Source organism: Oryzifoliimicrobium ureilyticum (genome assembly GCF_037199735.1).
Taxonomy (GTDB): Bacteria; Pseudomonadota; Alphaproteobacteria; order Rhizobiales; family Rhizobiaceae; genus Rhizobium; species Rhizobium ureilyticus.
The window spans coordinates 198,937-225,578 of record NZ_JBBBVQ010000002.1 but is presented as its reverse complement, the minus strand read 5'-3'; the positions used below and the strand labels follow the sequence as shown (position 1 = coordinate 225,578).

The window sequence follows — 26,642 nt, the reverse complement described above, 5'->3', positions numbered from 1 at the left end:
AAAGGATTGGGAATTTGGCGATAGTCCCTTCCGAGACGCCATGGCCGGCTGATGAGCCAGAGAGAGCCTCGCATGAGCCTGCGCTCCTCATAGACGTCGCCGGTTTCGAAGGGCCGCTCGATCTTTTGTTGCATCTGGCGCGCAGTCAGAGAGTGGATTTGTCACGCATTTCCGTGCTCGCTTTGGCGGAGCAATATCTGAAATTCGTTGAAACTGCCCGTAAGATCCGTATCGAGCTCGCAGCCGACTATCTCGTGATGGCGGCATGGCTTGCTTATCTCAAATCGCGTCTGCTGATCCCGCAGCAAAGCAAAGATGACGAACCTTCCGGCGAGGAAATGGCCGCTTCGCTTGCCTTTCGTCTCAAACGTTTGGAAGCCATGCGGCTTGCAGCAGAGCGCCTAATCAATAGGACGAGATTGGGCCGAGACATCTTGCCGCGCGGTGCGCCGGAGCATATTCCCGATCGCGCGCGTTCTGCTTTTGAAGCCAGTCTCTATGATCTCCTAACAGCTTACGCTCATCTACGCCAACGGCAGGCGGTCACGCAGGTAACCATTGCGCGACGAAATGTCTGGTCCCTGACCGATGCGCGCGAGCTTTTAACGAAAATTCTCGGGGATATTCCGGAATGGACGGCGCTCGATCAATATTTGCTTCGATACTTGTCAACGCCGGAAGATAGGGTCACTGCAACGGCAAGTGCATTTGCGGCATCACTTGAGCTTGTTCGCGAAGGCAAGCTAGAGATACGCCAGGACGCCGCATTCCAGCCGATATATATGCGTTCCGGGCCTAATCGGGCTTCGGTCGATCTTCGCGAGGGAGAGCTATGAGCGAACCTTCCGATGATTTGTTCGATGATGCTGAAAATGCGCTGGAGCCACGGCTGGAGGAGGCCGAGCGCATCGCTGAGGCTCTCGTATTTGCCTCGGCCCAACCTGTGTCTGAAGCCTTTCTCGCAGCAAGACTGCCGCGAGATGTTGATGTCACCCGATTGATGGAAAAACTGAGGGCGGACTACGCGACACGCGGCGTCAATCTCGTACGTGTCGAGGATGCATGGGCGTTTCGAACAGCGGCTGATCTTTCCTTCGTCATCCGACGCGATGAAAACGAGGTACGTAAGCTGTCCCGTGCCGCGCTGGAAGTGCTCGCGATTATCGCCTATCACCAGCCCGTCACACGTGCGGAAATCGAGGACATCAGAGGTGTTCAAACTTCTCGTGGAACGCTGGATGTCCTCATGGAGGCGGGTTGGGTACGTTTCAGAGGGCGTCGGCGCACGCCCGGGCGCCCGGTTACTTTTGGCACGACGCGTGACTTCCTTGATCACTTTGGATTGGAAGAGCTGCGCGATCTTCCGGGCTTGGAAGAATTGAAAGGGGCAGGACTGCTCGCAGGACGCATTCCCTCAAACTTCAATATTCCCAGCCCATCGATGAACGACGAGTTGAGCGAGGATGAGGATCCAATAACGCAGCTTGATCTGGAAGAACTCGGATTGCTTGCGCCTAAGGGAGGCACCGAAGAGTAAAAACCCGTCTTTCTTTTGCCACTTAAAAGAAAAACAATTAGATATGGCGGCTTCGGGTAATCTTCTGTCTTGTCATTTGCATTGTTGACGTGACATTTAGCTTTAAACGAAGGGGACATCGATATTGGAACTGGGATCGTCCGTTCTTACATCGATTTAAGTAGCAGCAGGAGTTGGTTATGGGCGGATTGAGTATATGGCACTGGCTGATCGTTTTGGTCATTGTGCTCGTTTTGTTTGGCGGACGAGGCAAGATACCTGAACTCATGGGTGACGTGGCAAAGGGCATCCGGAGCTTCAAGAAGGGTATGAGCGACGACGAAACGCCTGAAACGGCCTCAAAGACGGTCGACCACAAGCCAGACGAAACCAAATAATTAACTCCGGGAATGGGCGGCTTGCCCCGCTTCCCGTTCAGGAGTGCTGAATGTTTGATATTGGTTGGAGCGAACTGCTCATTATCGCAGTTGTGCTGATTGTTGTGGTCGGTCCCAAAGATCTGCCGCCAATGCTTCGTGCTTTCGGTAAAATGACGCAGCGTGCCAAGCGCGTCGCGTCGGATTTCCGCGCTCAGTTCGACGAAGCTCTGCGCGAGGCTGACATGGATGAGCTTCGGCAGACTTTGACCGACGCGCAAAAACTCAATCCAGCGCATACTCTCCGCGAAGCGATGAATCCGCTCAGACAAATGGGCAATGACATCAAAGCGGATTTGCAAAAGGCAACCCGCGCGGATGCGCCAGACCAGATTGCTGAAGACCTGAAAACCACTCCATTGTCGGCGATCTCCTCCGAGGCGGTATCGTCTGAACCGGCAGAGACTGCGCCTCTGACGACGTCATCAGCTCCGTCCGAGGCCGTTGCGACTCCAAGCTCAACGTCTGCATCAGCCAGTTCAACGCCGCAGGCAGTTGTCGTCCACGCTGCGCCCGCCACTTCGGCTCCCGCCGCCCTAGTACCGGCAGCGAAAACCAAAGCTGTCCGCAAGCCAAAGCCAGCGACCGCGGAAAGCAACGAGGCGCCAAGTGCTCCAAAGCCAAAGCGCGCTCCGGGAAAAGCAGCCATTGGTGAATCTGCTGTTGCGCAGCTTGCAGATAAGCCCAAACGCACAGGGGCGATCCGTAAACAAGTTGAAGCGACTGCGGCAGAAGCTCCTGCGAAAACCAGAAAACCTCGTACTGTCAAGTTAGATGCGAGCAATAAGACTGCCGAAAAGAAGGATGAGGCATGAGCGGCGACTACGAAGATAAACCTCAGCCGCTTATTGAACATCTGATGGAATTGCGAACGCGGCTAATCTGGTCGATTGCTGCGTTTTTTGCTGCATTCATCATCTGCTTCTTTTTCGCCAAGCAGATCTTCAACGTGTTGGTCTATCCTTATAAGTGGGCAGTGGTCTGGGCTAAACTCGACATTGCTAATGCCCAGTTGATCTACACGGCGCCACAGGAGTTCTTCTTCACCCAGGTGAAGGTGGCTATGTTCGGCGCACTCGTGATTTCTTTCCCGATCATTGCCGCACAGATTTATAAATTCGTGGCGCCAGGTCTTTATAAGAACGAACGTTCGGCCTTTCTTCCGTTTCTGATTGCCTCGCCGATCCTTTTTCTGATGGGCGCAGCGCTGGTCTATTTCTTCTTTACGCCCATGGTCATGTGGTTCTTCCTGACCATGCAGCAGAAGCCGGAAAACGGCGAAGTGGCAATTTCGCTACTTCCGAAGGTTTCGGAATATCTCAGTCTGATCACAACTCTCGTTCTGTCCTTCGGTTTCGTTTTTCAGTTGCCCGTGGTGACGACTCTTCTCGCGCGTGTCGGGCTCCTCACATCTCAGTGGCTCGCGGAAAAGAGAAAATACGCGATCGTGCTCGCTTTCGTGGTCGCCGCTGTCCTGACGCCGCCCGATCCGATGTCGCAGATCGGTCTTGCGATTCCGACCATCATTCTCTACGAAATCGCCATTCACGCGGCACGACTCGTGGAGCGTCAGCGGGCCCGCGAGGAAGCGGAACGTCAGGCGGGCGCGGCGGATGTCGTCAAGTCTGACGATGTCTGAAGACGCCCATGCGTCGCGATACCCCTGGCGCGTGCGTCTCGATTGCCGTTGTTCAGTTTTAACGATTTGGAGCGACTATGCTCGACATTAAGTGGATTCGCGATAACCCGGCCGCTTTGGACAAAGCCTTGGCGCGACGCGGCGCTGAAGCGCAATCCTCGGAACTGATAACGCTTGATGAGCAGCGGCGTTCTGCGGTCCAAAAAGTACAGGACATGCTGTCGCGAAGAAATGCGGCATCCAAGGAAATCGGCGCTGCTATGGCGGCTCGTGATACAGAGCGTGCTGATCGGCTGAAGGCGGAAGTTGCAGATCTCAAGGTACTTTTGCCAGCGGCCGAAGAAGATGAGCGCAGCGCGACCGAAGCGCTAAACGACGTTCTCTCAAGGTTGCCAAACATCCCGTTCGACGACGTGCCCGATGGGAAAGACGAGCATGACAACGTCGTGGTGCGAAGCCTTGGTGAAAAGCCGCGTTGGAATCACCCGGCGAAGGAACACTTCGAGATTGGAGAAGCGCTTGGCTTCATGAATTTCGAGCGTGCGGCAAAGCTTTCCGGATCGCGCTTTACAGTTCTGACCGGTCCGCTGGCGCGACTGGAACGCGCTCTTGGTCAATTTATGATTGATCTTCATACGAGGGAGCATGGCTATACGGAGGTGAGTTCTCCTCTGATGGTCCGTGACGAGGCGGTCTATGGTACGGCGCAGCTGCCAAAATTTGCTGAAGATCTGTTTCGAACGACCGACGGGCGCTGGCTAATTCCAACTGCGGAAGTCACGCTCACCAATCTTGTGTCTGGTGAAATTCTTGACCAAGACAAGCTCCCGCTCCGCTTCACAGCACTGACTCCGTCTTTCCGCTCGGAAGCCGGGTCAGCAGGCCGCGATACCCGCGGAATGCTGCGTCAGCACCAGTTCTGGAAATGTGAACTCGTTTCCATTACCGATCAGGAAGGCGCAATAGACGAGCATGAGCGCATGACCGCTTGTGCGGAAGAAGTTTTGAAAAGGCTTGGTCTGCATTTCAGGACGATAGCACTTTGTACCGGCGACATGGGGTTTGCGTCGCGCAAGACCTACGATCTGGAAGTATGGTTGCCTGGGCAGAATACGTACCGCGAAATTTCCTCTTGTTCGGTCTGTGGCGATTTTCAGGGACGCCGCATGAATGCTCGCTACCGCGATAAAGAAGACAAATCGAACAAGTTTGTGCATACCCTCAATGGCTCTGGCACCGCTGTCGGACGCGCTCTCATCGCCGTTCTGGAAAATTATCTGAATGAAGATGGTTCGGTGACTGTGCCTGACGCTCTTCTGCCTTATATGGGCGGAGTGACAAAGATCGAACGAGCGTCCTGATACATGCGCATTTTGCTGACGAATGACGACGGGATCCATGCGGACGGGCTCGCCGCGCTCGAAAGGATTGCGCATTTTTTGTCGGACGATGTGTGGGTCGTCGCGCCCGAAACTGATCAAAGCGGCCTTGCTCATTCCCTCAGCCTTTCAGAGCCACTGCGGTTGCGGCAGATTGGCGAGAAACGTTTTGCGCTGAGAGGAACGCCGACAGATTGCGTGATCATGGCAATTCGACAGGTTCTCGATCGAAAGCCGGATCTTATTTTGTCCGGGGTGAATTCAGGTTCGAACGTGGCCGATGATGTGACCTATTCTGGAACAGTGGCCGGTGCAATCGAAGGCACGATGAATGGCATTCGCTCGATTGCTTTGAGCCAGGCCTACGTCTACGACCATGAGACAAGGGTTGTGCCTTGGGAGGTAGCTGAATCGCATGCTCCCTCTTTGCTTCGGAAGCTGATCGGTATCGATTTGCCGGATGGTACATTTTTAAACATCAATTTTCCAAGTTGTGCGCCGCAAGACGTCAGCGGCGTGGAGGTCACTGCGCAGGGCAAGCTTGCTTTTAACCTGCAGGTGGAGGCTCGCTCGGATGGGCGTGGTCTACCGTATTACTGGCTTAAATTCGGGGCACGTGAAGGCGCTTTGCGACCTGGCATGGATATTGGTGCTCTGCGGAACAATTTCATCTCCGTCACCCCTCTCAAACTCGACCTGACAGATTATGCCGTGCAGGACCGCCTTCAACAGGCGCTGGCGGAGTAGAGCGTGTCAAAGAATCGTTTGTTGGAGAAAGAGGGTTTTGCCGCACTTGTTTTGCGACTGCGGGCAGAGGGCATTTCTGATATTGATCTCCTGACGTCTGTCGAGCAAACGCCGAGATCGCTTTTCGTACCTCCGCAATTTGTTGAGAATGCCTATTCCCGAAGGACGATCCCCATCGAATGCGGCTCCTTCCTTGAAGGCGTTGATACGGCGGTGCGCACTTTGCACCACTTGAGATTGAAACGCGGCCAAAGAGTCCTAGAGGTCGGGACGGGCAGCGGCTTTACAGCGGCCGTGATGGCACGGATCGCTGAACGCGTTCTTACCGTCGATCGGTACAAGACGTTGGTGGCGAACGCGCAGCGACGGATGGAGCAGTTGAGCATTCGCAACGTCATCATCAGGCATGCTGACGGCAGTGCAGGAATGCCGGGCGAGGGAACCTTCGATCGAATTCTGGTTACGGCTGCCTTCGAATCAATGCCGCGGTTTTACGCGGACCAGTTGGTTTCCGGCGGCTCGATGATTGCCCCGCTCATCGTCGGCGAGAATCAGTGTCGCCTTGTCAGGCTGACGAAAACCGGCAGTCGGTTTGAACGCGAAGAACTTTTCGAAGTACCATACCAGCCCATCGTACCGCAGCTTTCTGCTCAGCTTTGAGTGCGGTTGAAACGCCGCGCGTAGCCTCGGCATTGCGTCGGATTCATGGTTATCAAAACCTCAAAAAACCATCCTTAATTGCAGGGCTTTAACTGAGTAGTAAGACTAACGCGCTTTAATAAACGCCAAGAAGGTAGCGTTCATTAAGTGGGTCGAGTCATGGGTTTAAGTGTTTCGCCGAAGTTCGGAAATTGCGTCAGCAAGGCTCTGGTTGCGATTTTCCTCGCGAGCGCCGCCACGGGCTGCAGTTCCGATGTCACGCGTTTCGGCGGGCTTTTGGGTTCTTCCAGTTCTTCGAGTACAGATCGCATGGCGACGGGCTCCATTCCAAGAGCCGGCGATCCGGTGCCGCAAGGGGATATGCAAGGGGGAGCCGTGCAGCCGAGCTATGGGGCTACTGCAAGCGTCAGTCAGCCTTATCCTCAGACGCCGCCCTCGAGGGCTCGGATGGCGGCTGCGCCAACAATGATCCAGCGATCGGATCTGCCGCCCCCGTCACCTGCGGCATCGCCGCGTGTAAGTTCCAAGCGCGAGGTCGCGCTTGCTCAGCCGTTCCCTGCCGCGCAGCCGCGTGGAAAGTCACAGTCGATGCTCGCGCCGCCGCGTGCGTCAGCCGGGGATAAGTTGACGACCGGCAGCTTGCCGAAGGAAAACGGCTGGTCTGCAGAGAATGCACCGTCGGTCACGATGCGACCAGGCGAAAGCGTCGCCGTGATTGCGCGTCGCTACGGCGTGCCCGAGAAGGAGTTGTTGCGCGTCAATGGCCTGAAAAGTGCCGCAGCTGCCCAGCCTGGGCAGAGCCTGCTTATTCCGACTTACAAGGGTGGAAGCCTAGCTAAGGCATCTGCGGAAGGCGCTGACCTTTCGTCGAACGAGAAAATGCCGCCTGCTCCGAAAATGCCTGAGCAGAAGGTTGCGGTGCTCCCGGCCGGTACTTCGGCGCGTGATAAGGCTTCGCTTTCTGCTGAAGGTACGGCCGGCAAGGTCGCCTCTGGCGACGGAAAGGCGCCGAAGGGACCTAGCGGAACGTATGTTGTCAAGCCTGGCGATTCTATAGCTAAGATTGCCAAGGCAACCGGCTCAAGTGTCGAAGAGATCAAGAAGGCAAACAATCTCAACACGGCATCGCTTCGCGTTGGTCAGGATCTGAAGATACCAAGCGGAACAATCCCGGCTGATGCCGTCAAAACGGCTGCTATTCCCGTGAAGGCGGATGCAAAGGCTGCGGCAACTGCGACCGAAGATACCGCCGCAGCCACAAAGCAAGCGGCCGTCTCTCAGCCGCAGCCTTACAAGGCGCCAGCTGCCACACAGAGCGTGGAAGATGCCGAAAAGAAGTCCGACGTCGCTTCTGCTGCGCCTGAAGCAAGTGGCATCGGTAAGTACCGCTGGCCGGTACGCGGCGCTGTCATCGCAGGCTACGGTACCAACGTGAACGGCTCTCGCAACGAAGGGATCGATATTTCGGTGCCTCAGGGAACGCCGATCAAGGCAGCGGAAAACGGTGTTGTCATCTATGCCGGCAACGGTCTGAAGCAACTTGGCAATACGGTTTTGCTGCGGCACGACGATGGTACGGTCACGGTGTATGGCAATGCCGACAGCCTTAACGTAACTCGTGGCCAGAAAATTCAGCGCGGCCAGACTTTGGCCGTCTCGGGAATGAGCGGCGACGTAAAGCAGCCGCAGCTTCACTTCGAAGTTCGTAAGGATGCAACGCCAGTTAACCCAATGACCTTCCTCGAATAGGTTTTGCGTATCGAGATAGAAAAGCCCGACTGATCGCTTCGACCTCATGTTGCACGGCAACTAAAAGTCGACGGTCAGTTGGGCTTTTGCGTTGTAACGGAGCTCCGTCCAAAAAACCAAGCAGGCAATAGAAAACGCTGCAGCCTATCTCACTCAGGAAACAGGCTGCGCTGTCTTATTCATCAGTGAAGTATTTGGCTGAGGAAGAGTTTGGTGCGCTCATGTTGCGGATTGTCGAAGAATTCGGCTGGTGAATTCTGCTCGACGATCTGGCCCTGATCCATGAAGATAACGCGATTTGCGACCTGGCGCGCAAAGCCCATTTCGTGTGTCACGCACAGCATGGTCATACCTTCCTCGGCTAGACTGACCATTGTATCAAGAACTTCCTTGACCATTTCCGGGTCAAGTGCCGACGTCGGTTCGTCAAACAGCATGATTTTCGGCTTCATGCAGAGCGAGCGCGCGATCGCCACACGCTGCTGCTGACCACCCGAAAGCTGCCCGGGATACTTGTTCGCCTGTTCCGGAATCTTGACGCGCTTCAGATAGTGCATCGCAACTTCTTCAGCTTCCTTCTTCGGCATCTTGCGGACCCAGATGGGTGCCAAGGTGCAGTTTTCCAGAATGGTCAGATGCGGGAAAAGGTTGAAGTGCTGGAACACCATGCCGACCTCGCGGCGCACCTCGTCGATCTTTTTCAAGTCGTTGGTCAACTCGATGCCATCAACGACAATGGTGCCCTTCTGGTGCTCTTCTAGGCGATTGATGCAGCGGATCATCGTGGATTTGCCGGAGCCCGAGGGGCCGGCGATGACGATACGTTCGCCGCGCATAACCTTTAGATTGATGTCGCGCAGGACATGAAAGTCGCCATACCACTTGTTCATGTTCGTGATCTCGACGGCGACATCCGTCGATGAGACCGCAAGTTTTTTCTGCTGTACTTCAGCCATGCCCATTTTTCCCTAATTATCGCTTATGTCCGGTGTCGAGATGGCGCTCCATAAAGCTGGAATAACGCGACATGCCGAAGCAGAAAAGCCAAAAGACGAAGCCAGCGAAGACAAGACCAGTCATCGGAGTGACGGCTGTCGCCCAAGTGGCGTCCGTGAAGTTGAATTGCACAATGCCGAGGAGGTCATACATGCCGATGATCGAAACGAGCGACGTGTCCTTGAACGTTCCGATGAACGTATTGACGATGCTCGGTACAACCAGCTTGATCGCCTGCGGCAGGATGATGAGCCTCGTCTTTTGCCAGTAGCTGAGACCAAGTGCATCGGCTCCTTCGAACTGCCCTTTCGGTATTGCCTGGAGCCCACCTCGAATGACCTCTGCCATGTATGCGGAGGTGAAGATTGAAACACCGACAAGCGCCCGCAGGAATTTGTCGATCGTCCAGCCGGTCGGCAGGAAGAGAGGCAGCATGACGCTGGCCATGAACAGAACGGTGATCAGCGGGATACCGCGCACGATTTCGATAAAGGTTACGCAGATAAGCCTTATCGCCGGCAGATCGGAACGTCGCCCCAGCGCCAGCAAAATGCCAAGCGGCAACGACGCGGCAATTCCAACAAATGACAGGATCAAGGTGACCATGAGCCCGCCCCAGAGCGGCGTCTCCACGATCTGAAGGCCGAAGCCGCCATAGAGCAACCAGAAGGAAATAAACGGCAGCACGAGCAGAAGAAGGGCTGCGTTCAAACCCTTGAAGGGAACCTTCGGAATAAGAAGTGGCACAAGGGTCAGCACGAAAAGAATGGCGACAAGCGTTGGGCGCCAACGTTCCGTGATAGGATATCGCCCAAACAGCATCTGGTCGTATTTCGCTTTGACGAAAGCCCAGCACGCGCCGTTCCAACCGTCAGGCTGGGTGCCGCCCTGGACCTTAGTGGCGCAAAAGGTGCGGTCCGTTCCATCCCACACCGCCTGAAGGAAAAGCCAGTTGAGCAGGTGCGGGACGATGTATCCTAGAAGCGCAAGCGCGAGGATCGTCAGAACGATATCTTTTGGTGTTGCGAAAAGATTGCGCCGCAACCAGGCGCCTAGCCCTCGTTCGCCGGCCGGAGGTGGGGAAGGGGTGATGATGGTGCGCGTCACAAAGGCATTGGTGGATCTGGTCATGTTATCTCTCCACCAATGCCATCTTGCGGTTAAACCAGTTCATCAGAAGCGATGTTGCAATGCTGAGCGCAAGATAAACCACCATCCAGATTGCGACAATTTTGACGGATTGTCCGGACTGATTGAGGATCGTATTGCCCACAGAGACAAGATCGGCAAAACCAATGGCCACCGCAAGCGAGGAGTTTTTCGTAAGATTGAGATACTGGCTCGCAAGGGGAGGGATGATGATGCGCAGTGCCTGCGGCACGACCACAAGACGGGTTGTCGAACTCGGTTGAAGACCAAGTGCACTCGCCGCTTCCGTCTGTCCCTTGGGCACGCCGCGAATGCCGCTCCGTACAATCTCGGCGATGAACGCCGCTGTGTAGAACGATAGCGACAGATAAAGCGAGATAAATTCGGGACCTACGATCGAACCTCCCGTCAGGTTGAACTTGCCCGCCACCGGATAATCAAAGCTGATCGGCATTCCTAGAACGAAGAAGGCGATAATTGGCAGACCCAAAATCAGGCCAAAGCCTGCCCAAATTGTATGAAAGGGCTGACCGGTCGCCGCCTGGCGCTTATGAGCCCAGCGGGCAACAAAAATCGTTGCCACTATGCCAACCAACAATGTGATCAATACTGCATAAAAACCAGGTGCGAAGATTGGCTTCGGAAAGAATAGACCGCGATTGTTCAAAAAGCTTGCAAATGGCAAGGCAACGGAATCGCGTGGCGCCGGAAGAACGGACAGCACACCCTTGTACCAGAAGAAGATGACCAGCAACGGAGGTATGTTGCGGAAAACTTCCACGTAAACGAGGGCGAGTTTGGCAATCAGCCAGTTCTTTGAAAGTCTCGCAATCCCGATAATGAAACCAATGATGGTTGCCGTGATAATGCCGCAGACAGCGATCAGGATCGTATTGATAATCCCGACCAATAAGGCGCGGGCGTAGGTGGAATCGCTCGTGTATTCGATCAGCGTTTGTCCGATCGGGAAGCCGGCGCGCCCGTTCAAAAATCCAAACCCAGCGCTGGTTCCGGATCGTTCAAGGTTTTGCGAGAGATTGTAGTAAATAGTCCCGACGATGAAGGCGAGGACCACCACTGCGACAACCTGGAAGAACACACCACGGATCTTCGGGTCGTAGATCGCAGACTTTAAATCAAACCCGCCTTTCGACGTGTTTATCGAATAATCGCTCATTCGGTCGTTTTCCCCGTCGCCCGCTTTTACAGGCTTTTTTGTTATAGGGTGGGGAGGGCTTTCGGCCCTCCCGATACTGTATCAGCGAACAGGCGGCGAATATTGCAGGCCGCCCTTGTTCCAAAGGGCATTGAGACCGCGTGCAATCTTCAGGGGGCTCCCCTGGCCGATATTGCGCTCGAAGACTTCGCCGTAATTGCCGACGCCCTTGACGATGTTATAGGCCCAGTCGTTGGAAAGACCGAGATCTGTGCCGATGCGCGTATCGGCCTCAGTGCCGAGGAAGCGCTTGATATCCGGGTTCTCGGAGTTCTTCATCTGATCGACGTTAGCCTGGGTGATGCCGAATTCCTCAGCCTGAACCATGGCGTAACCGACCCAGCTCACGATATCGAACCACTGATCATCGCCCTGACGTACAGCCGGTCCGAGTGGTTCCTTTGAGATGATTTCAGGCAGGATCACATGTTCGTCCGGGTTCTTCAGGACGAGACGCGTGGCATAAAGACCGGACTGGTCCGTCGTATCGACGTCGCAACGGCCTGCATCGTAGGCTGCGTTGACTTCTTCCAGCTTCTCGAAAACCACAGGATTGTACTGAAGGTTGTTTGCCTTGAAGTAGTCGGCAAGATTCAGCTCAGTAGTCGTACCTTGCTGAACGCAGATCGCAGCGCCAGACAATTCCAGTGCCGACTTGACGTTCAGGCTCTTGCGAACCATGAAGCCCTGACCGTCGTAATAGTTGATGAACCGGAAGTTGAAGCCAAGGGCTGTGTCACGGTTGATCGTCCAGGTCGTGTTACGCGCCAGAACGTCGATTTCGCCCGATTGCAAGGCGGGGAAACGGTCTTTTGCCGATGTCGGGGTAAATTTAACCTTTGTCGGGTCGCCAAAAATAGCCGACGACAGTGCGCGGCAGAAATCAACGTCGAAACCTGTCCAGTTGCCGGACGAGTCAGGAGCGGCAAATCCAGCCAAACCTGTGTTCACGCCACACTGAATGAACCCCTTTGCCTTGACGTCTGACAATGTCGACGCCGATGCTCCCGATGCCCCGAAAGCAAAGCCCGCTGCTGCGAGCGCGGCTGACAAAAGCTTGATCTTCATTTCTTTCCCATTCGTGTCTGTTGTAATTGTTTTCGATCGTGTGCCGACGCCAGCGACGTCATTTTTCTCTCGACACCCTCCCGGCGCGAGTTTTCTATCACAGTCGCAAATACCATCACGGTCAAGTGTCAGCGCTGAATATTGCGTGAAAAATCATCACGCACGTATGTCGATGGCGATTTTGACGGCATTTGCATTCGAAATGCGCATTTTCTGCTGAAAATTCCGCCGCATTTATACTGATATATCTGACGGTTAAGAACAAAGGCCCGAACAGCCGTCTTCTCGGGCTTGACCCTTGGGAGTGGAGGGGCGAAGAGTGCGCCCCTATCAGAGTTCAAAAGACAGAAGCTAGAAATACATGAAAGAAAAAGATCACCTCGTCAGCGCCGGTCCCAACACGCGTTTAGCCCATTTGGGAAATGATCCTTCGGACTTTCATGGCTTCGTCAATCCACCTGTGGTGCATGCATCAACGGTTCTGTTTCCGAACGCTGCAGCGATGGAAACGCGGTCGCAGAAATATACCTACGGCACGAGAGGCACGCCGACGACCGACGCTCTGTGCGAGGCGATCGATGCTCTGGAGGGATCGGCGGGTACGATCCTCGTTCCCTCGGGCCTCGCTGCCGTTACCGTTCCGCTACTGGCATTCCTGTCGTCCGGTGATCACCTTCTGGTAACCGACAGTGTCTATTCCCCGACGCGAAATTTCTGCGACACGATGCTGAAACGCATGGGTGTTGAGACGGACTACTATGACCCGGCAATCGGCGTTGGAATAGAAAGCCTGATCAAGGCCAACACGCGCTTTGTTCTCTTGGAGGCGCCCGGCTCAAATACATTCGAGATGCAGGACGTGCCTGCAATTACTGCCGTTGCGCACAAACATGGTCTCGTCGTCGGTATCGACAATACCTGGGCGACGCCGCTTTACTTCAAGCCGCTCGATTACGGCGTCGATATTTCGATTCATGCTTCTACAAAATACCCATCAGGCCATTCCGATGTCTTAATGGGGTCAGTGTCGGCCAATGCAGCGCATTGGGATCGACTTAAGGAAGCCAGCATCACCCTTGGTATTTGCGCGGCACCTGATGATGCCTACCAGATCCTGCGCGGGTTAAGGACGATGGGTGTCCGCCTAGAACGTCACCAGGCAAGCGCTCTGTCGCTCGCGCAATGGCTGGAGGGCAGAGAGGATGTCGCAAAGGTTCTCCATCCGGCGCTACCGAGCTTTCCTTCGCATGACATTTGGAAGCGCGATTTCAAAGGCGCGAGCGGCATTTTTTCGATCGTGCTTCCCGTATCTGAACCATCGAAATTCAAGGCTGCGTCTCACGCTTTCCTGGACGCCCTGAAAATCTTCGGGCTTGGCTGGTCATGGGGCGGTTACGAGAGCTTGGCCGTCGCGGTCAACCTCTCCGATCGCAAGATCGCTAAGGCACCAAAAGAAGGACCTGTCATAAGGTTGCAGATCGGTCTTGAGGATGTCGCTGATCTAAAGGCTGACCTCGAACGGGGGTTCGCGGCCGTCAGAGAGATCTGATGCTGGCTGAGGCCGAGTGCCGATGACATCCGTTTATGAAGTCACGGAATAAGGATCGGTATTAGACGCGCGGTAGCCATAAATCCAGTCGAGATCGCCTGCCAGACTTTCAGGCGATTTCAACGAGAAAACGATGTTCCGCGCCAATTTGATCGGTCCGCTTGCATGATAGGCAAACCGGTTGAGACTGGCGCGTTGACGCAGTTTCTTAATGCGTGGCGTGCGCCGCATTGTAAAACGCGTCAATGCTTCTGATGCCGGTCTGGCTGCAACAAGACGAGCCAGCTCGACCGCGTCTTCAATTGCCATGGCGGCACCCTGGGCTGCGAAGGGCATCATGGCATGCGCGGCATCTCCAATTAGGACGACGTTGCGATGATCATGCCAGGAGCCGGCCAGTCTCTCATAAAGTGGCCAATAGGTGACATGCTCAGCCTTTTCCAGAAGTACCTTGATGCCAGGATGCCAACCTGCGAACCGCGCCAACATCGCGTTGCGGCGATCCGGCGTCATCTCCACCTGCCAGTTTTCAGAACTCGGATTGCCGGCAGTAATCGCAACGACGTTGATGCCGCGTTCTTTCCCGAGTGGATAGGATACAAGGTGAGCATTCGATCCTAGAAAGGCCGTTACGGCTTTTCCGTTGAGAAGACCTTGGGACTTTTCTTCGGGGATTGTGAAGCGGTAGGCGACGTTTCCTGAGAAGCGAGCCTTTGGGCTATCGGCAACTGCGCTGCTCACTTTCGACCAGACTCCATCGGCGCCGATAACCAGCTTTGCGTCGGATGATAGCGCTGCGATATCGTCTTCCGATATCCGGGAGTTCAGATGGAGCCTGCAAAGTTTTTCATTTTCCACCGCCTCAAGCAGGACTTGCTGAAGATCGGCGCGGTGGAGGACGACATATGGAGCACCCCAGCGTTGTCTTGCATAATTGCCAACTGGAACGGATGCGTGTTCTCTAAGGGAATAGCCAGAGACCAGCCTTATAGCCTCTGGCTCGTTCCAATATTGGCTGAGACGCTCGAGAAGACCAAGGCCATCAAGCATCGAGGAGGCGTTGGGTGAAAGCTGCAACCCGGCGCCGACCTCACTAAGCGAAGGGGATTTTTCATGTACCTCGCTGGCAATCCCATGACGTGCGAGTGAAAGCGCTGCAGTCAGCCCGGCGATTCCCGCGCCGACAATAACGGCTTTTTCCTTTGTCATGGAGCATCAAGGCTCGAAATCAGGCAGCGTGGACGTTGAAGACGCAGCCGGGCGGATTTGTCTGACTGGCTTTCAGGGCCGGGTTAAACCGGTAAAGCGTCGAGCAATAGGAACAGACCTTTTCATTGTCGTCGCCCATATCGATGAAAATATGCGGATGATCGAACGGCACGGACGCGCCCGTGCACATGAATTCCTTCACGCCCACTTCAACAACACGATGCCCGCCGTCATTTTGAAAATGCGGAATACTATGGCCGGCCATTTCAATCTCCGATGATGTCAAACCTTGGCGCGGGTTATAAAGCTTTCATCGCAAATGTGTAGAGGCATCGCACGATAAGGGAAGTTTTATGCAGAGCAGCTTCACCTAGCAGGGGACGTCGATTATGGTCCGGCGCAAAAGGACATAATGCCATGAACCTCAACACCCCGGAATTTTCTCGCTTTCGCCATGATGAGCTTGAGCTGGCGTTTTTCGACGCTGGGAATCCAAGCGGACCCCCGGTGCTTCTGATCCATGGATTTGCCTCAACGGCGAATGTTAATTGGGTCTATCCGGGATGGTTGAAGGTTTTGGGGGATGCCGGATACCGTGTAATCGGGATCGACAACCGTGGACATGGTGGGAGCGACAAGCCACGCGATTTTGAAGCCTATCGTCCTTGGAAGATGGCCGCCGATGCCATTGCGTTGCTTGATCATCTCGGCATTTCTGAAGCCAACCTGATGGGATATTCGATGGGTGCCAGGATTTCGGTATTTGCCGTCCTTTCGCGGCCCGACCGCGTTCGCTCATTGGTGCTCGGTGGTCTGGGGATCGGAATGACGGACGGAGTGGGGGATTGGGACCCTATTGCCGATGCCTTGATCGCCCCCTCGCTTGCCGATGTCACTCATGAAAGAGGCCGGATGTTCCGCATGTTCGCTGAGCAGACCAAAAGCGATCGTGAAGCCTTGTCTGCTTGTATCCGTGGTTCGCGTGACCTCGTTTCGCGAACCGACATGGGAACGATCGATATCCCCACGCTGATTGGCGTTGGCACAAAAGATGATATCGCCGGATCAGCGCAAGAACTTGCAGCCTTGATGCCCAATGCAAAGGCTCTCGATATTCCAGGGCGTGATCATATGCTGGCTGTTGGTGACCGAGTCTTCAAACAAGCCGTCTTGGACTTCTATGCTGATGTGGCGGCTGGGTAATACTCTGTCTTGGCAGAGGAAGTGCGGGTACCATCTTGATCCAGACGCATGTTTTCTCTGCACTTCGGCTCCAGCAGCCTCTGCCGGCTTTAAAGGAATAAATACCTTTACAAGATTGTTTCGGCGCATGTTTGTGTTAAGTGCGCCAAGCCCTATATAATGAATTTCCTACAAGGAGACGAGGACGTCTTTCATGGCTGTATATGTTGATGCCCGCGCAGTCGAGCCAAGCACGTCGTTAAAGACGATGGACCCCATCTGGAACAGTGTGCGTGATGAGGCGCGTGTCGCCGCTGAGAGCGAGCCTGTTTTGGGAAGCTTCCTCTATGCGACCGTTCTCAATCATCGGTCACTGGAAGACTGTGTTATTCATCGCATCTGCGAGCGCCTCGACCATCATGATTTGCAGGCGCATCTCTTGCGTCAGACGTTCAATGAAATGCTTGAGGATTGGCCGGAATGGAGCACTATTCTGCGGGTCGATATTCAGGCGGTTTACGATCGTGATCCTGCTTGCTTGCGGTTCATCGAAGCTATTCTTTACTTCAAGGGTTTCCACGCATTGCAAACCCATCGCCTTGCTCACTGGCTTTTGAATAAAGGCCGCCGTGATATGGCGCTCTATCTGCAGAGTAGATCGTCTGGCGTATTCCAGACCGACATTAATCCTGCTGCAAAGATTGGCCGCGGAATATTCCTGGACCATGCAACTGGCCTTGTTGTGGGCGAAACAGCCGTGATTGGCGACAATGTTTCAATCCTTCATGGCGTAACCTTAGGCGGGACAGGCAAGGAAGGCGCAGATCGTCATCCGAAGATCGATAGCGGCGTTCTCATCGGTGCGGGTGCAAAGATCTTGGGCAACATCCAGATTGGTCATTGCTCTCGCGTGGCGGCCGGTTCTGTGGTCCTGAAGCCCGTTCCGCCGAAAACGACTGTGGCGGGAGTTCCTGCCAAAGTCGTTGGTGAAGCAGGTTGCTCGGAACCCTCCCGTGTTATGGATCAAGTCATCGGCGCCGACATTTGAATGCAGCGCCCGACAGGCGCTTTAAATGATATCATGTTCGCGTGGCATGGACGACTTCAGCCGAAGCGCTAGCTTAAACCTACCGCGTCCTTCAAGGAGGACTACTGGTGGATGAGCGGAACACAACCTTTACAGCGCTCGGCTTCGTATGCAAGAAGCGGCGCGAAACACACAGCCAGGAGACAATTGTGAAGCCCGAGGAAATCAAGAAGCTCGATGCCTACTTCAAACGTACTTTCAATCCTCAGGTCGTTGTGAAGGCCCGTCCGCGGAAGAATGATTCGGCAGAAGTCTACCTTGGCGAAGAGTTTTTGGGCGTCGTTTATATCGATGACGAAGACGGCGATCGTTCCTACAACTTTTCCATGGCAATTCTTGACGTCGATCTTTGATAAGATGCGTTTTATCCGCGTCCAAACCTAGACGTGGCCGTCGTATGGTCCATCTAGCCCTTCAGGCAAAGCCGATGGAGGACGTAGATGGGCGTATTCGAGAAAATCAAGCTTGCGATCTTCGGCGAGGCCCACCCCACGCCAGCAAGTAGATATGGGTCGGCTCAGGTACACCTACCTCTTTCGCTTGAGCCGTCTACCTTGTCGATCGCTCCTATACCCATCCCTCCCGCACCGCCTGCCGTTACACCGACGCCTCAACCCGTTCCGACGCAGCCTATCGACATCGAACCAATCCTCGATGCTGCCGTGAAGAAAAGTGGAGAGGCTTTTGATTGGCGCCATTCCATCGTGGATCTCATGAAGGCGCTTGGTATGGAAGCGAGCTTTCAAGAGAGACGAACGCTTGCGAAAGAACTGGGCTATACGGCCGATCCTCACGACTCCGCGGACATGAACCTATTCCTCCATCATGCGCTGATGAGGCGGCTTTCGGACAATGGAGCAAAAGTGCCTGTCGATCTTCTTCATTAGGGCAATGGTACTGGCCGGCGGTTAAATGGAGAAAAAGCCGACTGAGATTTTACGCCGCAGGCAGGGGCAGCCCTTGTCGTTGACTAATGCTCTTTCAAGGCTATTCTCACTTTAGTCGCTGGAGAAAGATGGTGATGCCAACGATTGGAGGCATAGATCTTGATGATGCAGGCTGGAACCTAACCGGCTGGTTGGCGCTTAATGCATCGCTAAGATGTGCTTGAGAGGAAACATTGAGCGATGGCAGTGGCGTTACCTCGACACCTCTTGAAAATGGCCGGCCGGCAACGCATCTGTAGTCGGTCTTTTTCTTTCACAAAAAATCGAACCGAGTTTCGCGTGTTCCATGAGAAAGGAATGCGTGTGGTTTGTTGGAATAGTGTTTGCAGTCGCCGCGAAGGGGCTTAAAATCAGACAATCACGAACTTAGTTAACTATGGAATATTCGTCGAAATGCCGGCTTGTAAGGTTTCGTCGGATAGCAAGGGAAGACAGGAAATGATCGCCACGCCGGTCCGGATGCAAAAGGACAGCGAAAGGAACGGAGATAACGCCAATCGGGGCACTTCGGTCATTACCCGCACAAGACCGAAGACGAAGAAGCCAAGCATGTATCGCGTTTTGCTTCTTAACGACGATTACACACCGATGGATTTCGTCATCCATATTCTGGAGCGCTTTTTCCAGAAGGATCACGAGGCAGCTACGCGTATCATGCTGCATGTTCACAACCACGGCATCGGTGAATGCGGGGTATTTACGTATGAGGTGGCGGAGACCAAGGTGAGCCAGGTAATGGACTTTGCCCGGCAACATCAACATCCGCTGCAATGCGTCATGGAAAAGAAGTGAGGATTGAAACGTGCCAACTTTCTCGCCTAGTCTAGAAAAGGCGCTCCATCAGGCACTGACCTTTGCCAATGAGCGGCATCATGAATATGCGACGCTTGAGCATTTGCTGCTCGCCCTGATCGACGATGCCGATGCTGCCGCCGTTATGGGAGCGTGCAATGTCGATCTCGACGCATTGCGCCGTACGATCACAGAATATGTCGATAACGAGCTCTCCAATCTCGTCACCGGCTATGATGAAGACTCAAAGCCGACATCTGGATTCCAGCGCGTCATTCAGCGTGCTGTCATTCATGTCCAGTCATCCGGACGGGAAGAAGTAACCGGCGCCAACGTGCTTGTTGCTATCTTTGCCGAACGCGAAAGCCATGCTGCGTATTTCCTGCAGGAACAGGAGATGACGCGCTACGACGCAGTCAATTACATCTCCCACGGAATTGGCAAGCGCCCAGGGTCGTCTGACGTTCGTCCGCCACGCGGTTCTGACGAAGGCGAGTCTGAAAGCAAGGCGACGGGGTCTCGCGGGGGCGAACCCGACGATGGCGGCGTGAAGAAGCAGCCTGACGCTTTGAAGGCATATTGCGTCAATCTGAACGAGAAGGCCAAGACCGGCCGGATCGATCCGCTCATCGGGCGTCATTCGGAAGTGAACCGCACTATTCAGGTGCTGTGCCGCCGCTCCAAAAACAATCCGCTTTACGTCGGTGATCCAGGCGTCGGCAAAACGGCCATCGCTGAAGGTCTTGCGAAGCGCATCGTCGAGGGCAAAGTTCCGGAAGCGTTGGCCAACGCCACGATTTTCTCGCTGGACATGGGCACATTGCTCGCTGGGACCCGCTACCGCGGTGATTTCGAAGAGCGCCTCAAGCAGGTGGTCAAGGAACTCGAAGACTATCCTGGTGCCGTTCTCTTCATCGATGAAATCCACACGGTTATCGGCGCTGGCGCGACATCGGGTGGTGCAATGGATGCATCGAACCTTTTGAAGCCAGCGCTTTCGTCCGGCGCGATCCGTTGCATTGGGTCGACGACCTATAAGGAATATCGGCAGTTCTTTGAGAAGGACCATGCGCTTGTTCGTCGTTTCCAAAAAATCGATGTCAACGAGCCTTCAATCGACGATGCTATCGAAATCATGAAGGGCCTGAAGCCTTACTTCGAGGAGTATCACCACCTGCGTTACTCCAACGAGGCGATCAAGACGGCCGTCGAACTGTCCGCCCGCTATATCTCCGACAGAAAGTTGCCCGACAAGGCAATTGACGTCATCGATGAAACAGGCGCAGCGCAAATGCTCCTGCCACCGTCAAAGCGGCGTAAGCTGATCACCGAACGTGAGATCGAAGCAACGATTGCGACCATGGCACGCATTCCTCCGAAGACCGTTTCGAAGGATGACGAGCAGGTTCTCGCCAATCTCGAGCAAGAACTGCGTTCAGTGGTTTATGGTCAGGACAATGCGATCGAAGCCTTGTCAACGTCCATCAAGCTTGCAAGAGCGGGTCTTCGTGAACCCAACAAGCCGATTGGTGCTTATGTCTTCTCCGGCCCGACCGGCGTAGGCAAGACCGAAGTTGCCAAGCAGCTTGCCTCGTCTCTAGGCGTCGAAATGCTGCGTTTCGATATGTCCGAGTATATGGAACGACACACCGTGTCGCGCCTTCTTGGAGCGCCTCCCGGCTATGTTGGGTTCGACCAGGGCGGTCTTCTGACAGACGGCGTCGATCAGCATCCACATTCCGTGGTGCTGCTTGACGAGATCGAGAAGGCTCATCCGGATATCTACAACATTCTGTTGCAGGTTATGGATCACGGCACCTTGACGGATCACAACGGCAAGAAGATCGATTTCCGGAACGTCATTTTGATCATGACGACGAATGCTGGTGCGTCCGAGATGGCGAAGGCGGCAATCGGGTTTGGATCTTCGCGGCGGACCGGGGAAGATGAAGAGGCATTGAACCGCTTGTTCACACCGGAGTTCCGCAACCGGCTTGATGCAATCATTCCGTTTGCACCTCTACCGACGACCGTTATTCACAAGGTCGTGCAGAAGTTCATCATGCAGCTCGAAGCGCAGCTGTCTGAGAGGAACGTTACGTTCGATCTTTCGGAAGAAGCGATCGCATGGCTTTCGGAAAAGGGTTACGACGAGAAGATGGGCGCTCGGCCTCTTGCGCGCGTCATCCAGGAGAACATCAAGAAGCCGCTTGCCAATGAGATCTTGTTCGGCAAGCTGAAGAAGGGTGGTGTCGTTCGCGTGTCCGTAGGACCGACGGACGACGGTAAGACCGGTCTTGTTCTCGAATGCATTCCGGAGACGGCTCCTATTAGGCCAAAGCCGGAAGCAGAGGTTATTCATCCTGAAGCCGAGCAGGACAGCGACGGCGAGTTGAAAACCCGTCCTAAGGCGACAAAGTCGTCGGCTACAAAGACGACGGACGAAAAGCCCGAGCCTAAGGCTTCTGCCAAGAAAGGTGCGGTTCCCAAGGTTCCGAAGAAATAATAAGAAAGGGCGGCCTCGAGCCGCCCTTCATCATTTCGAGGAGCTGATGCTCTGCAAGGATCAGCCTCCGCTCGACATCCCATCGCCGCTCCCGCTTTGGCATCCAACTCATTTTGACGTTTGAATGCTTCGCGCCTTGAAAGTCTTTCGGCATAGGCTTTGAACGAAGTCCGGTTGTCTATCGAGCCAAATCGTAAGCCCCAGATGATATGAGATCCAACATAAACATCTGCAGCAGTGAATCGATCACCGGTAATGTAAGCAGATGAACCGATCGCCTTATCGAGCGCATCGATGGTCGTGGTGTAGTTGCCGTAGGCCGCCATTCTGCTTTTTTCGGGCGGGACCTCCCATCCCAGAGCACGATTGAGAACGGCAGATTCCAGAGGACCGGCAGCAAAGAACATCCAGCGAAAGTAACGGGCGCGTTCTTCATTTCCTTCGGGACCAAGCCGCAAGTCGGGAAAGGTGTCTGCGATATAGGCGCAGATCGCCGCAACTTCGGTCACAACCGCTGACCCATGAACAAGAGCAGGAACCTTTCCCATTGGATTGATTGCGAGGTAGTCCGGGTTTCTCATTGCCTGGCCGAAGCCAACCATTTCCACCCGATAATCAAGTCCCGTTTCCTCCAGCAACCAACGTGCGATGCAGCCTCGCGACATCGGATTGGTGTAAAGAACAAGCTCTGCTGACATCCGTGATCCTCCTCCAAATCTCGGCTGGAAGATACCAGAGAGAAACATAACCGCGACAACAAAAAAACGGCGGGAAAATCCCGCCGTTCCAAAGCCATCAGTGGTGGTCGCCTTAGGCGCCCATCGCTTTTTGTAGGTTCTCGTCAATCTTGTCGAGGAAGGCGGTTGTCGACAGCCATGGCTGATCTGGACCGATCAGGAGAGCCAAGTCCTTGGTCATATAGCCTGCCTCAACCGTATCGACGCAAACCTTCTCAAGTGTCGATGCGAACCTTGCAAGTTCCGCGTTGTCGTCCAGCTTGGCGCGGTGAGCAAGACCGCGGGTCCATGCGAAGATGGATGCAATCGAGTTCGTGGAGGTTTCCTGGCCCTTCTGGTGCTGGCGGTAGTGACGTGTAACCGTACCGTGCGCGGCTTCGGCTTCAACAGTCTTTCCATCCGGCGTCAGCAGAACGGAGGTCATGAGACCGAGCGATCCAAAGCCCTGTGCTACGGTGTCCGACTGAACATCGCCGTCGTAGTTCTTGCAGGCCCAGACATAACCGCCAGACCACTTCAGGGCGGAAGCGACCATATCGTCGATCAGGCGATGTTCGTAGGTGATACCGGCTTCATCGAACTGAGCCTTGAATTCCGTTTCATAGATTTCCTGGAAGAGATCTTTGAAACGACCGTCATAGGCCTTCAAAATCGTGTTCTTGGTTGACAGGTATACGGGCCACTTGCGCATCAGGCCGTACATCATGGACGCGCGGGCGAACTCGCGGATCGATTCATCGAGGTTGTACATTGCCATGGCGACGCCGGCGCCCGGTGCGTTGAAGACTTCCTTCTCAATCACCTGACCATCTTCGCCGACAAATTTGATTGTCAGCTTGCCCTTGCCCGGGAATTTGAAATCCGTGGCGCGGTATTGGTCGCCAAAGGCGTGGCGGCCGACGACGATCGGCTGTGTCCAGCCCGGAACGAGGCGAGGAACATTGCGGCAAATGATCGGCTCGCGGAAAATGACGCCGCCAAGGATGTTGCGGATCGTGCCGTTCGGGCTCTTCCACATTTCCTTGAGACCGAACTCCTGCACGCGGGCTTCATCCGGGGTGATGGTCGCGCACTTGATGCCAACGCCATACTTCTTGATTGCGTTCGCTGCGTCGACAGTGACCTTGTCATTGGTAGCATCGCGGTTTTCGACTGACAGATCGTAGTAGTCGATATCGAGGTCGAGATACGGATGGATCAGCTTGTCCTTGATGAGCTGCCAGATGATGCGAGTCATTTCATCGCCGTCGAGATCGGCGACGGGGTTTGCGACTTTGATCTTGGTCATGTATCTGCCTCGTTAACTTGAACTTGAGGGCAAAAGCCCGATTTGATTTCAAAAAAATCAAGAGCGCTATAGCATTGAGATGCGGCAAGGCAAAGCCGCAAGGAGTGCTTCGGTTATTTTTGAAGGCATTGCCAAGCCGCATAAAATGGCTAGTCTCTCGCCAAATTTGCGAAGCGGATATTGGATGATGAAGAAGATTGCTTTGATTCTTGCCGGTTGCCTTTTGCTGCCCGCTATTGCCCATGCTGATGATGCGACGACACCTGTTAAAGCTGTGATGGACGCGACGGTCAAGAATTGGTCTGGGGCAGACGCCGACTGGATCGATATTTTCGACGAGAGCCGATTGTCGAGCCTCTACAGCAAGGATTTCATCACGCGCTACAAGGCAGCGGCTGCAAATCCTGCCGAAGATGAAGACGGTATTTCCCCGTTCAATTACGACGTGATCGTCAATGGACAGGACGCATGCCCGATCACCGATGTTAAGCTTGCCCCTCAGCCACCTGCCAACGGTGTGACGGAGGTTGTCGTCACGTTCAAGAAATCGTCCTGCATGGATGACGGCACCGACAAGAATCAGATCACCACCGATCGTTTCGAGGTCATTCAGCAAGACGGGAAATGGGTGATCGACGATATCATTACGGAAGGTGATCCAGGCCAGCCGCCGAACCATCTCAAGCAGACAATGGATCTTATTGCCAAAGGTCAATGATAGGATGGATGTTTGCGGGATGTGCGTCGCATCGACAGGCAGCCATCGAAGGGGAGCGTCAGGCCCCGCCGCTCATTGAGCTGGATAGGCCATTTCAATTTTCGTGACTGGTTGGTCGCCAATGATCCTGCATTAACGCGGCTCAGACTTGCCAGCAGAGTGACGTTGGCCGTCGTTCTATCATTCCTGGTGCTTCTCGGAACCCAATTTCTTGCCGTGCCTTTGCCGACGGCGAGCTATGCCCTGGCGATCCTCTTGTCGATACAAGGTGGCGTTGCTGTCCGTGACAAGGGAATGTCAGCGCAAGCTGTGACCAGGCTCTATGCTTGCCTGGCGAGCATCACAGCAGTTTGGGTCGCTTCGCTTCTTGAGCCGCATCGTTATGTGTCTGACCTTATTTTTCTGCTGGTCGCTTTTCTTGCGTCAGCCGCCCGCATTTATGGCGTTCGTGGGCACGCGATCGGTATGTTCGCCTTTCTTTCCTATTTCATGGGCGCTTATTTTCATCCAGGTTTGGCAGAACTGCCTTTGGCATCGCTCGGCTGTATTGTTTCGTCTTTGGTCAATCATCTGGTCCGCGCCTTTCTTCTTGCCGATGATTGGCGGCGCGATTTGCTGGTGGCGCTAGAAAGTGTGAACAGCCGCGTCAACCGGATCTTGGTAAAACTTTACGGACTTGGCGGTTCTGACTGCATTTCGCAGGAAGACCGCGAGGAGCTTTTGCGTCTGGAAGAACGGCTGAAGGATGCTGTGTTGATGGCGCAGAGTTTGGTACCACGTCCCGACAGCGGACTATTCGATGAGGGCAAAGGCGAGGCGGCAGAGATTGCCATCATGCTTTTCGATCTTCATCTTGCCGCCGAAAGCGCCATTGTCCTCAGCCAGGAAAAACCTCCGTCGCGCGAAACTGTCAGCGGTATCTTCAGTGGCAAATTGTTGCATAGCGCAAGCGAGGAGGCTGCCAAAGCATGGAGTATGCGCAGGCTTGCGGAAACACGGAACCTGCTGATCCGCGTCATCAAGGAGGGAAGAACCAACAAATTTAGTCATCTTGACAGGGCGACTGCGTCAGCAACCAGTGAGCCGGTCCATCTATCATGGACCAATCCGCATTTGCAAAGGGCGCTCCAGATAACCTTGGCCGCTGCGCTTGCAATGATATTTGGCCTTCTTTTGTCCCGCGAACGATGGTTTTGGGCCGTGCTTGCCTCGTTCTTGGTCTTCGTCAATACGACCTCGCGCGGCGACACAGCAATGAAAGCTATTCAGCGATCTCTCGGGACGCTCCTCGGTATTGTCGCCGGCCTGTTTCTTGCGCAGCTCACGCAGCATTTGCTTGTGATTGCGCTACCCCTTGCGACCGTCTGCATCTTTCTCGCGTTCTACTTTTTGCAGATTTCCTATGCGACCATGACGTTTTTTGTCTCGATTACTCTTTGTCTCGCCTATGCGATGACTGGCGGGTTGACGCTCGATCTCTTGCTGCTGCGCGTTGAGGAAACAGGAATAGGCGCGATCGCAGGTACTCTCGTCGCCTTTTTTGTCTTTCCAGCGCGGACCCGTGAAAATGTCGATCAGGCATTGGGGAAGTGGTTCCATGCGCTTCGGGCGCTTCTGGTTGGCCTCGGCGCAAAGGAGACTCGCTCATCTCTCGTGCTTTATTCACAAGCACTCGACAGCGCCTATCGAGACCTTACGGCAGCGGTCCAACCGCTTGGCTCATCCTGGTCGATAGTCACGCGCCCAGGTCATATCAGACAGACGCTGGCGATCCTGCTTTCATGCACGTATTGGGCGCGGCTCACCGCGCGGACCTACCATATGCGCGAAGAAGATCGGGACACCATCGACGCCATTATCGAACGTCTTGACAGGTCGGCCTCTCAGGGCTCCGACTGTTTCTTCATCAATCGCAAGACGATCGAGCATAGACCGCAAGATGTGTCTCTCTCCGAGGGTGGAGCGCGGCTGGCGCTGGAAATGGTCGGAACAACGCTGGCAAGGCTCTATCCATCGTCTTGATACTTGCCGTTTCGGACCAAGGGCGTTATTGCCGCCGCATTCAACACGA

General features: G+C 54.5%; 25 protein-coding genes and 1 pseudogene. 18 read left to right on the top strand and 8 right to left on the bottom strand.

Annotation, left to right across the window (positions count from 1 at the left end):
- Nucleotides 1-14: 14 nt before the first annotated feature.
- The 9 genes from VQ830_RS04245 (at nucleotide 15) to VQ830_RS04205 (ending at nucleotide 8,127) form a co-directional block, all read left to right on the top strand.
- A complete protein-coding gene (locus VQ830_RS04245; RefSeq protein ID WP_337266826.1) occupies nucleotides 15-836 on the top strand; it encodes a segregation and condensation protein A in 822 nt (273 codons plus the stop codon).
- Complete coding sequence (scpB, locus tag VQ830_RS04240) at nucleotides 833-1,537, top strand: SMC-Scp complex subunit ScpB (protein ID WP_337266825.1); 705 nt, start codon at nucleotides 833-835, stop codon at nucleotides 1,535-1,537. The genes VQ830_RS04245 and scpB overlap by 4 nt, the downstream gene beginning before the upstream one ends.
- 179 nt (nucleotides 1,538-1,716) lie before the next feature.
- Complete coding sequence (locus VQ830_RS04235) at nucleotides 1,717-1,914, top strand: twin-arginine translocase TatA/TatE family subunit (RefSeq protein ID WP_337266824.1); 198 nt, start codon at nucleotides 1,717-1,719, stop codon at nucleotides 1,912-1,914.
- Nucleotides 1,915-1,964: 50 nt separating this feature from the next.
- A complete protein-coding gene (gene tatB, locus VQ830_RS04230) occupies nucleotides 1,965-2,768 on the top strand; it encodes a Sec-independent protein translocase protein TatB (RefSeq protein ID WP_337266823.1) in 804 nt (267 codons plus the stop codon).
- Nucleotides 2,765-3,592: a twin-arginine translocase subunit TatC gene (tatC, locus tag VQ830_RS04225; RefSeq protein WP_337266822.1), complete on the top strand. Its 828-nt coding sequence runs from the start codon at nucleotides 2,765-2,767 to the stop codon at nucleotides 3,590-3,592. The genes tatB and tatC overlap by 4 nt, the downstream gene beginning before the upstream one ends.
- Before the next feature lie 77 nt (nucleotides 3,593-3,669).
- Nucleotides 3,670-4,953, top strand: coding sequence for a serine--tRNA ligase (serS, locus tag VQ830_RS04220; RefSeq protein WP_337266821.1), 1,284 nt, complete (start codon nucleotides 3,670-3,672; stop codon nucleotides 4,951-4,953).
- 3 nt (nucleotides 4,954-4,956) lie between these two features.
- The gene (gene surE / locus VQ830_RS04215) at nucleotides 4,957-5,718 is read left to right on the top strand and encodes a 5'/3'-nucleotidase SurE (RefSeq protein WP_337266820.1); all 762 of its coding nucleotides are present in this window, start codon (nucleotides 4,957-4,959) and stop codon (nucleotides 5,716-5,718) included.
- Nucleotides 5,719-5,721: 3 nt separating this feature from the next.
- On the top strand, nucleotides 5,722-6,378 hold the full coding sequence (locus VQ830_RS04210; RefSeq protein WP_337266819.1) for a protein-L-isoaspartate(D-aspartate) O-methyltransferase: 657 nt from the start codon (nucleotides 5,722-5,724) through the stop codon (nucleotides 6,376-6,378).
- Nucleotides 6,379-6,537: 159 nt separating this feature from the next.
- Nucleotides 6,538-8,127: a peptidoglycan DD-metalloendopeptidase family protein gene (locus VQ830_RS04205; protein WP_337266818.1), complete on the top strand. Its 1,590-nt coding sequence runs from the start codon at nucleotides 6,538-6,540 to the stop codon at nucleotides 8,125-8,127.
- Nucleotides 8,128-8,309: 182 nt separating this feature from the next.
- Here the strand turns inward: VQ830_RS04205 and VQ830_RS04200 are convergent, their stop codons facing one another.
- The 4 genes from VQ830_RS04200 to VQ830_RS04185 form a co-directional block, all read right to left on the bottom strand.
- Nucleotides 8,310-9,083, bottom strand: coding sequence for an amino acid ABC transporter ATP-binding protein (locus VQ830_RS04200; protein ID WP_337266817.1), 774 nt, complete (start codon nucleotides 9,081-9,083; stop codon nucleotides 8,310-8,312).
- A gap of 16 nt (nucleotides 9,084-9,099) precedes the next feature.
- Nucleotides 9,100-10,254: an amino acid ABC transporter permease gene (locus VQ830_RS04195; protein ID WP_337266816.1), complete on the bottom strand. Its 1,155-nt coding sequence runs from the start codon at nucleotides 10,252-10,254 to the stop codon at nucleotides 9,100-9,102.
- Nucleotide 10,255: 1 nt separating this feature from the next.
- Nucleotides 10,256-11,449 carry an amino acid ABC transporter permease gene (locus tag VQ830_RS04190; protein ID WP_337266815.1) on the bottom strand — a complete coding sequence of 398 codons (1,194 nt, stop codon included), beginning with the start codon at nucleotides 11,447-11,449 and terminating at the stop codon, nucleotides 10,256-10,258.
- A gap of 81 nt (nucleotides 11,450-11,530) precedes the next feature.
- Nucleotides 11,531-12,556, bottom strand: coding sequence for an amino acid ABC transporter substrate-binding protein (locus VQ830_RS04185; RefSeq protein ID WP_337266814.1), 1,026 nt, complete (start codon nucleotides 12,554-12,556; stop codon nucleotides 11,531-11,533).
- Nucleotides 12,557-12,917: 361 nt separating this feature from the next.
- Between VQ830_RS04185 and VQ830_RS04180 the strand changes: the two genes are divergently transcribed.
- Entirely contained in the window at nucleotides 12,918-14,105 is a 1,188-nt protein-coding gene (locus tag VQ830_RS04180) for a cystathionine beta-lyase (protein ID WP_337266813.1), read from the top strand.
- A 33-nt stretch (nucleotides 14,106-14,138) separates the two neighbouring features.
- On the opposite strand, the gene VQ830_RS04175 is transcribed toward VQ830_RS04180, so the two are convergent.
- Both VQ830_RS04175 and VQ830_RS04170 read right to left on the bottom strand, forming a co-directional pair.
- Nucleotides 14,139-15,314: an FAD-dependent monooxygenase gene (locus tag VQ830_RS04175; protein WP_337266812.1), complete on the bottom strand. Its 1,176-nt coding sequence runs from the start codon at nucleotides 15,312-15,314 to the stop codon at nucleotides 14,139-14,141.
- A 19-nt stretch (nucleotides 15,315-15,333) separates the two neighbouring features.
- On the bottom strand, nucleotides 15,334-15,579 hold the full coding sequence (locus tag VQ830_RS04170; protein ID WP_337266811.1) for a zinc-finger domain-containing protein: 246 nt from the start codon (nucleotides 15,577-15,579) through the stop codon (nucleotides 15,334-15,336).
- A gap of 152 nt (nucleotides 15,580-15,731) precedes the next feature.
- Here VQ830_RS04170 and VQ830_RS04165 point away from each other — a divergent pair, with 152 nt between their 5' ends.
- From VQ830_RS04165 to clpA, 6 genes are all read left to right on the top strand, one after another.
- Complete coding sequence (locus tag VQ830_RS04165) at nucleotides 15,732-16,517, top strand: alpha/beta fold hydrolase (RefSeq protein ID WP_337266810.1); 786 nt, start codon at nucleotides 15,732-15,734, stop codon at nucleotides 16,515-16,517.
- A 193-nt stretch (nucleotides 16,518-16,710) separates the two neighbouring features.
- A complete protein-coding gene (gene cysE, locus VQ830_RS04160; protein ID WP_337266809.1) occupies nucleotides 16,711-17,544 on the top strand; it encodes a serine O-acetyltransferase in 834 nt (277 codons plus the stop codon).
- A 188-nt stretch (nucleotides 17,545-17,732) separates the two neighbouring features.
- Nucleotides 17,733-17,936, top strand: coding sequence for a DUF3126 family protein (locus VQ830_RS04155; protein ID WP_015339784.1), 204 nt, complete (start codon nucleotides 17,733-17,735; stop codon nucleotides 17,934-17,936).
- 87 nt (nucleotides 17,937-18,023) lie between these two features.
- Nucleotides 18,024-18,470 carry a DUF3597 domain-containing protein gene (locus VQ830_RS04150; RefSeq protein ID WP_337266808.1) on the top strand — a complete coding sequence of 149 codons (447 nt, stop codon included), beginning with the start codon at nucleotides 18,024-18,026 and terminating at the stop codon, nucleotides 18,468-18,470.
- A 498-nt stretch (nucleotides 18,471-18,968) separates the two neighbouring features.
- Nucleotides 18,969-19,322 (top strand): ATP-dependent Clp protease adapter ClpS, encoded by a 354-nt coding sequence (gene clpS, locus VQ830_RS04145; RefSeq protein WP_337266807.1) that lies wholly within the window; start codon nucleotides 18,969-18,971, stop codon nucleotides 19,320-19,322.
- A 10-nt stretch (nucleotides 19,323-19,332) separates the two neighbouring features.
- Nucleotides 19,333-21,828: an ATP-dependent Clp protease ATP-binding subunit ClpA gene (gene clpA / locus VQ830_RS04140; protein WP_337266806.1), complete on the top strand. Its 2,496-nt coding sequence runs from the start codon at nucleotides 19,333-19,335 to the stop codon at nucleotides 21,826-21,828.
- An 80-nt stretch (nucleotides 21,829-21,908) separates the two neighbouring features.
- On the opposite strand, the pseudogene VQ830_RS04135 reads toward clpA, so the two are convergent.
- Together VQ830_RS04135 and VQ830_RS04130 are read right to left on the bottom strand one after the other, a co-directional pair.
- Nucleotides 21,909-22,526 (bottom strand): annotated as a pseudogene (locus tag VQ830_RS04135) (glutathione S-transferase family protein); the annotation flags it as partial.
- 112 nt (nucleotides 22,527-22,638) lie between these two features.
- On the bottom strand, nucleotides 22,639-23,853 hold the full coding sequence (locus VQ830_RS04130; RefSeq protein WP_337266805.1) for an NADP-dependent isocitrate dehydrogenase: 1,215 nt from the start codon (nucleotides 23,851-23,853) through the stop codon (nucleotides 22,639-22,641).
- Between the two features lie 187 nt (nucleotides 23,854-24,040).
- Between VQ830_RS04130 and VQ830_RS04125 the strand changes: the two genes are divergently transcribed.
- A complete protein-coding gene (locus VQ830_RS04125) occupies nucleotides 24,041-24,571 on the top strand; it encodes a hypothetical protein (RefSeq protein WP_337267126.1) in 531 nt (176 codons plus the stop codon).
- A 75-nt stretch (nucleotides 24,572-24,646) separates the two neighbouring features.
- On the top strand, nucleotides 24,647-26,593 hold the full coding sequence (locus tag VQ830_RS04120; protein ID WP_438617314.1) for an FUSC family protein: 1,947 nt from the start codon (nucleotides 24,647-24,649) through the stop codon (nucleotides 26,591-26,593).
- The last annotated feature ends 49 nt before the right edge of the window (nucleotides 26,594-26,642 follow it).

Excerpts from the sequence above, each read along its gene's own strand:
- scpB (WP_337266825.1), top strand. The coding sequence starts at position 833 with ATGAGCGAACCTTCCGATGATTTGTTCGATGATGCTGAAAATGCGCTG.
- VQ830_RS04235 (WP_337266824.1), top strand. The coding sequence starts at position 1,717 with ATGGGCGGATTGAGTATATGGCACTGGCTGATCGTTTTGGTCATTGTG.
- tatB (WP_337266823.1), top strand. The coding sequence starts at position 1,965 with ATGTTTGATATTGGTTGGAGCGAACTGCTCATTATCGCAGTTGTGCTG.
- tatC (WP_337266822.1), top strand. The coding sequence starts at position 2,765 with ATGAGCGGCGACTACGAAGATAAACCTCAGCCGCTTATTGAACATCTG.
- serS (WP_337266821.1), top strand. The coding sequence starts at position 3,670 with ATGCTCGACATTAAGTGGATTCGCGATAACCCGGCCGCTTTGGACAAA.
- surE (WP_337266820.1), top strand. The coding sequence starts at position 4,957 with ATGCGCATTTTGCTGACGAATGACGACGGGATCCATGCGGACGGGCTC.
- VQ830_RS04205 (WP_337266818.1), top strand. The coding sequence starts at position 6,538 with ATGGGTTTAAGTGTTTCGCCGAAGTTCGGAAATTGCGTCAGCAAGGCT.
- VQ830_RS04200 (WP_337266817.1), bottom strand. The coding sequence starts at position 9,083 with ATGGCTGAAGTACAGCAGAAAAAACTTGCGGTCTCATCGACGGATGTC.
- VQ830_RS04195 (WP_337266816.1), bottom strand. The coding sequence starts at position 10,254 with ATGACCAGATCCACCAATGCCTTTGTGACGCGCACCATCATCACCCCT.
- VQ830_RS04190 (WP_337266815.1), bottom strand. The coding sequence starts at position 11,449 with ATGAGCGATTATTCGATAAACACGTCGAAAGGCGGGTTTGATTTAAAG.
- VQ830_RS04185 (WP_337266814.1), bottom strand. The coding sequence starts at position 12,556 with ATGAAGATCAAGCTTTTGTCAGCCGCGCTCGCAGCAGCGGGCTTTGCT.
- VQ830_RS04180 (WP_337266813.1), top strand. The coding sequence starts at position 12,918 with ATGAAAGAAAAAGATCACCTCGTCAGCGCCGGTCCCAACACGCGTTTA.
- VQ830_RS04175 (WP_337266812.1), bottom strand. The coding sequence starts at position 15,314 with ATGACAAAGGAAAAAGCCGTTATTGTCGGCGCGGGAATCGCCGGGCTG.
- VQ830_RS04170 (WP_337266811.1), bottom strand. The coding sequence starts at position 15,579 with ATGGCCGGCCATAGTATTCCGCATTTTCAAAATGACGGCGGGCATCGT.
- VQ830_RS04165 (WP_337266810.1), top strand. The coding sequence starts at position 15,732 with ATGAACCTCAACACCCCGGAATTTTCTCGCTTTCGCCATGATGAGCTT.
- cysE (WP_337266809.1), top strand. The coding sequence starts at position 16,711 with ATGGCTGTATATGTTGATGCCCGCGCAGTCGAGCCAAGCACGTCGTTA.
- VQ830_RS04150 (WP_337266808.1), top strand. The coding sequence starts at position 18,024 with ATGGGCGTATTCGAGAAAATCAAGCTTGCGATCTTCGGCGAGGCCCAC.
- clpS (WP_337266807.1), top strand. The coding sequence starts at position 18,969 with ATGATCGCCACGCCGGTCCGGATGCAAAAGGACAGCGAAAGGAACGGA.
- VQ830_RS04130 (WP_337266805.1), bottom strand. The coding sequence starts at position 23,853 with ATGACCAAGATCAAAGTCGCAAACCCCGTCGCCGATCTCGACGGCGAT.
- VQ830_RS04125 (WP_337267126.1), top strand. The coding sequence starts at position 24,041 with ATGAAGAAGATTGCTTTGATTCTTGCCGGTTGCCTTTTGCTGCCCGCT.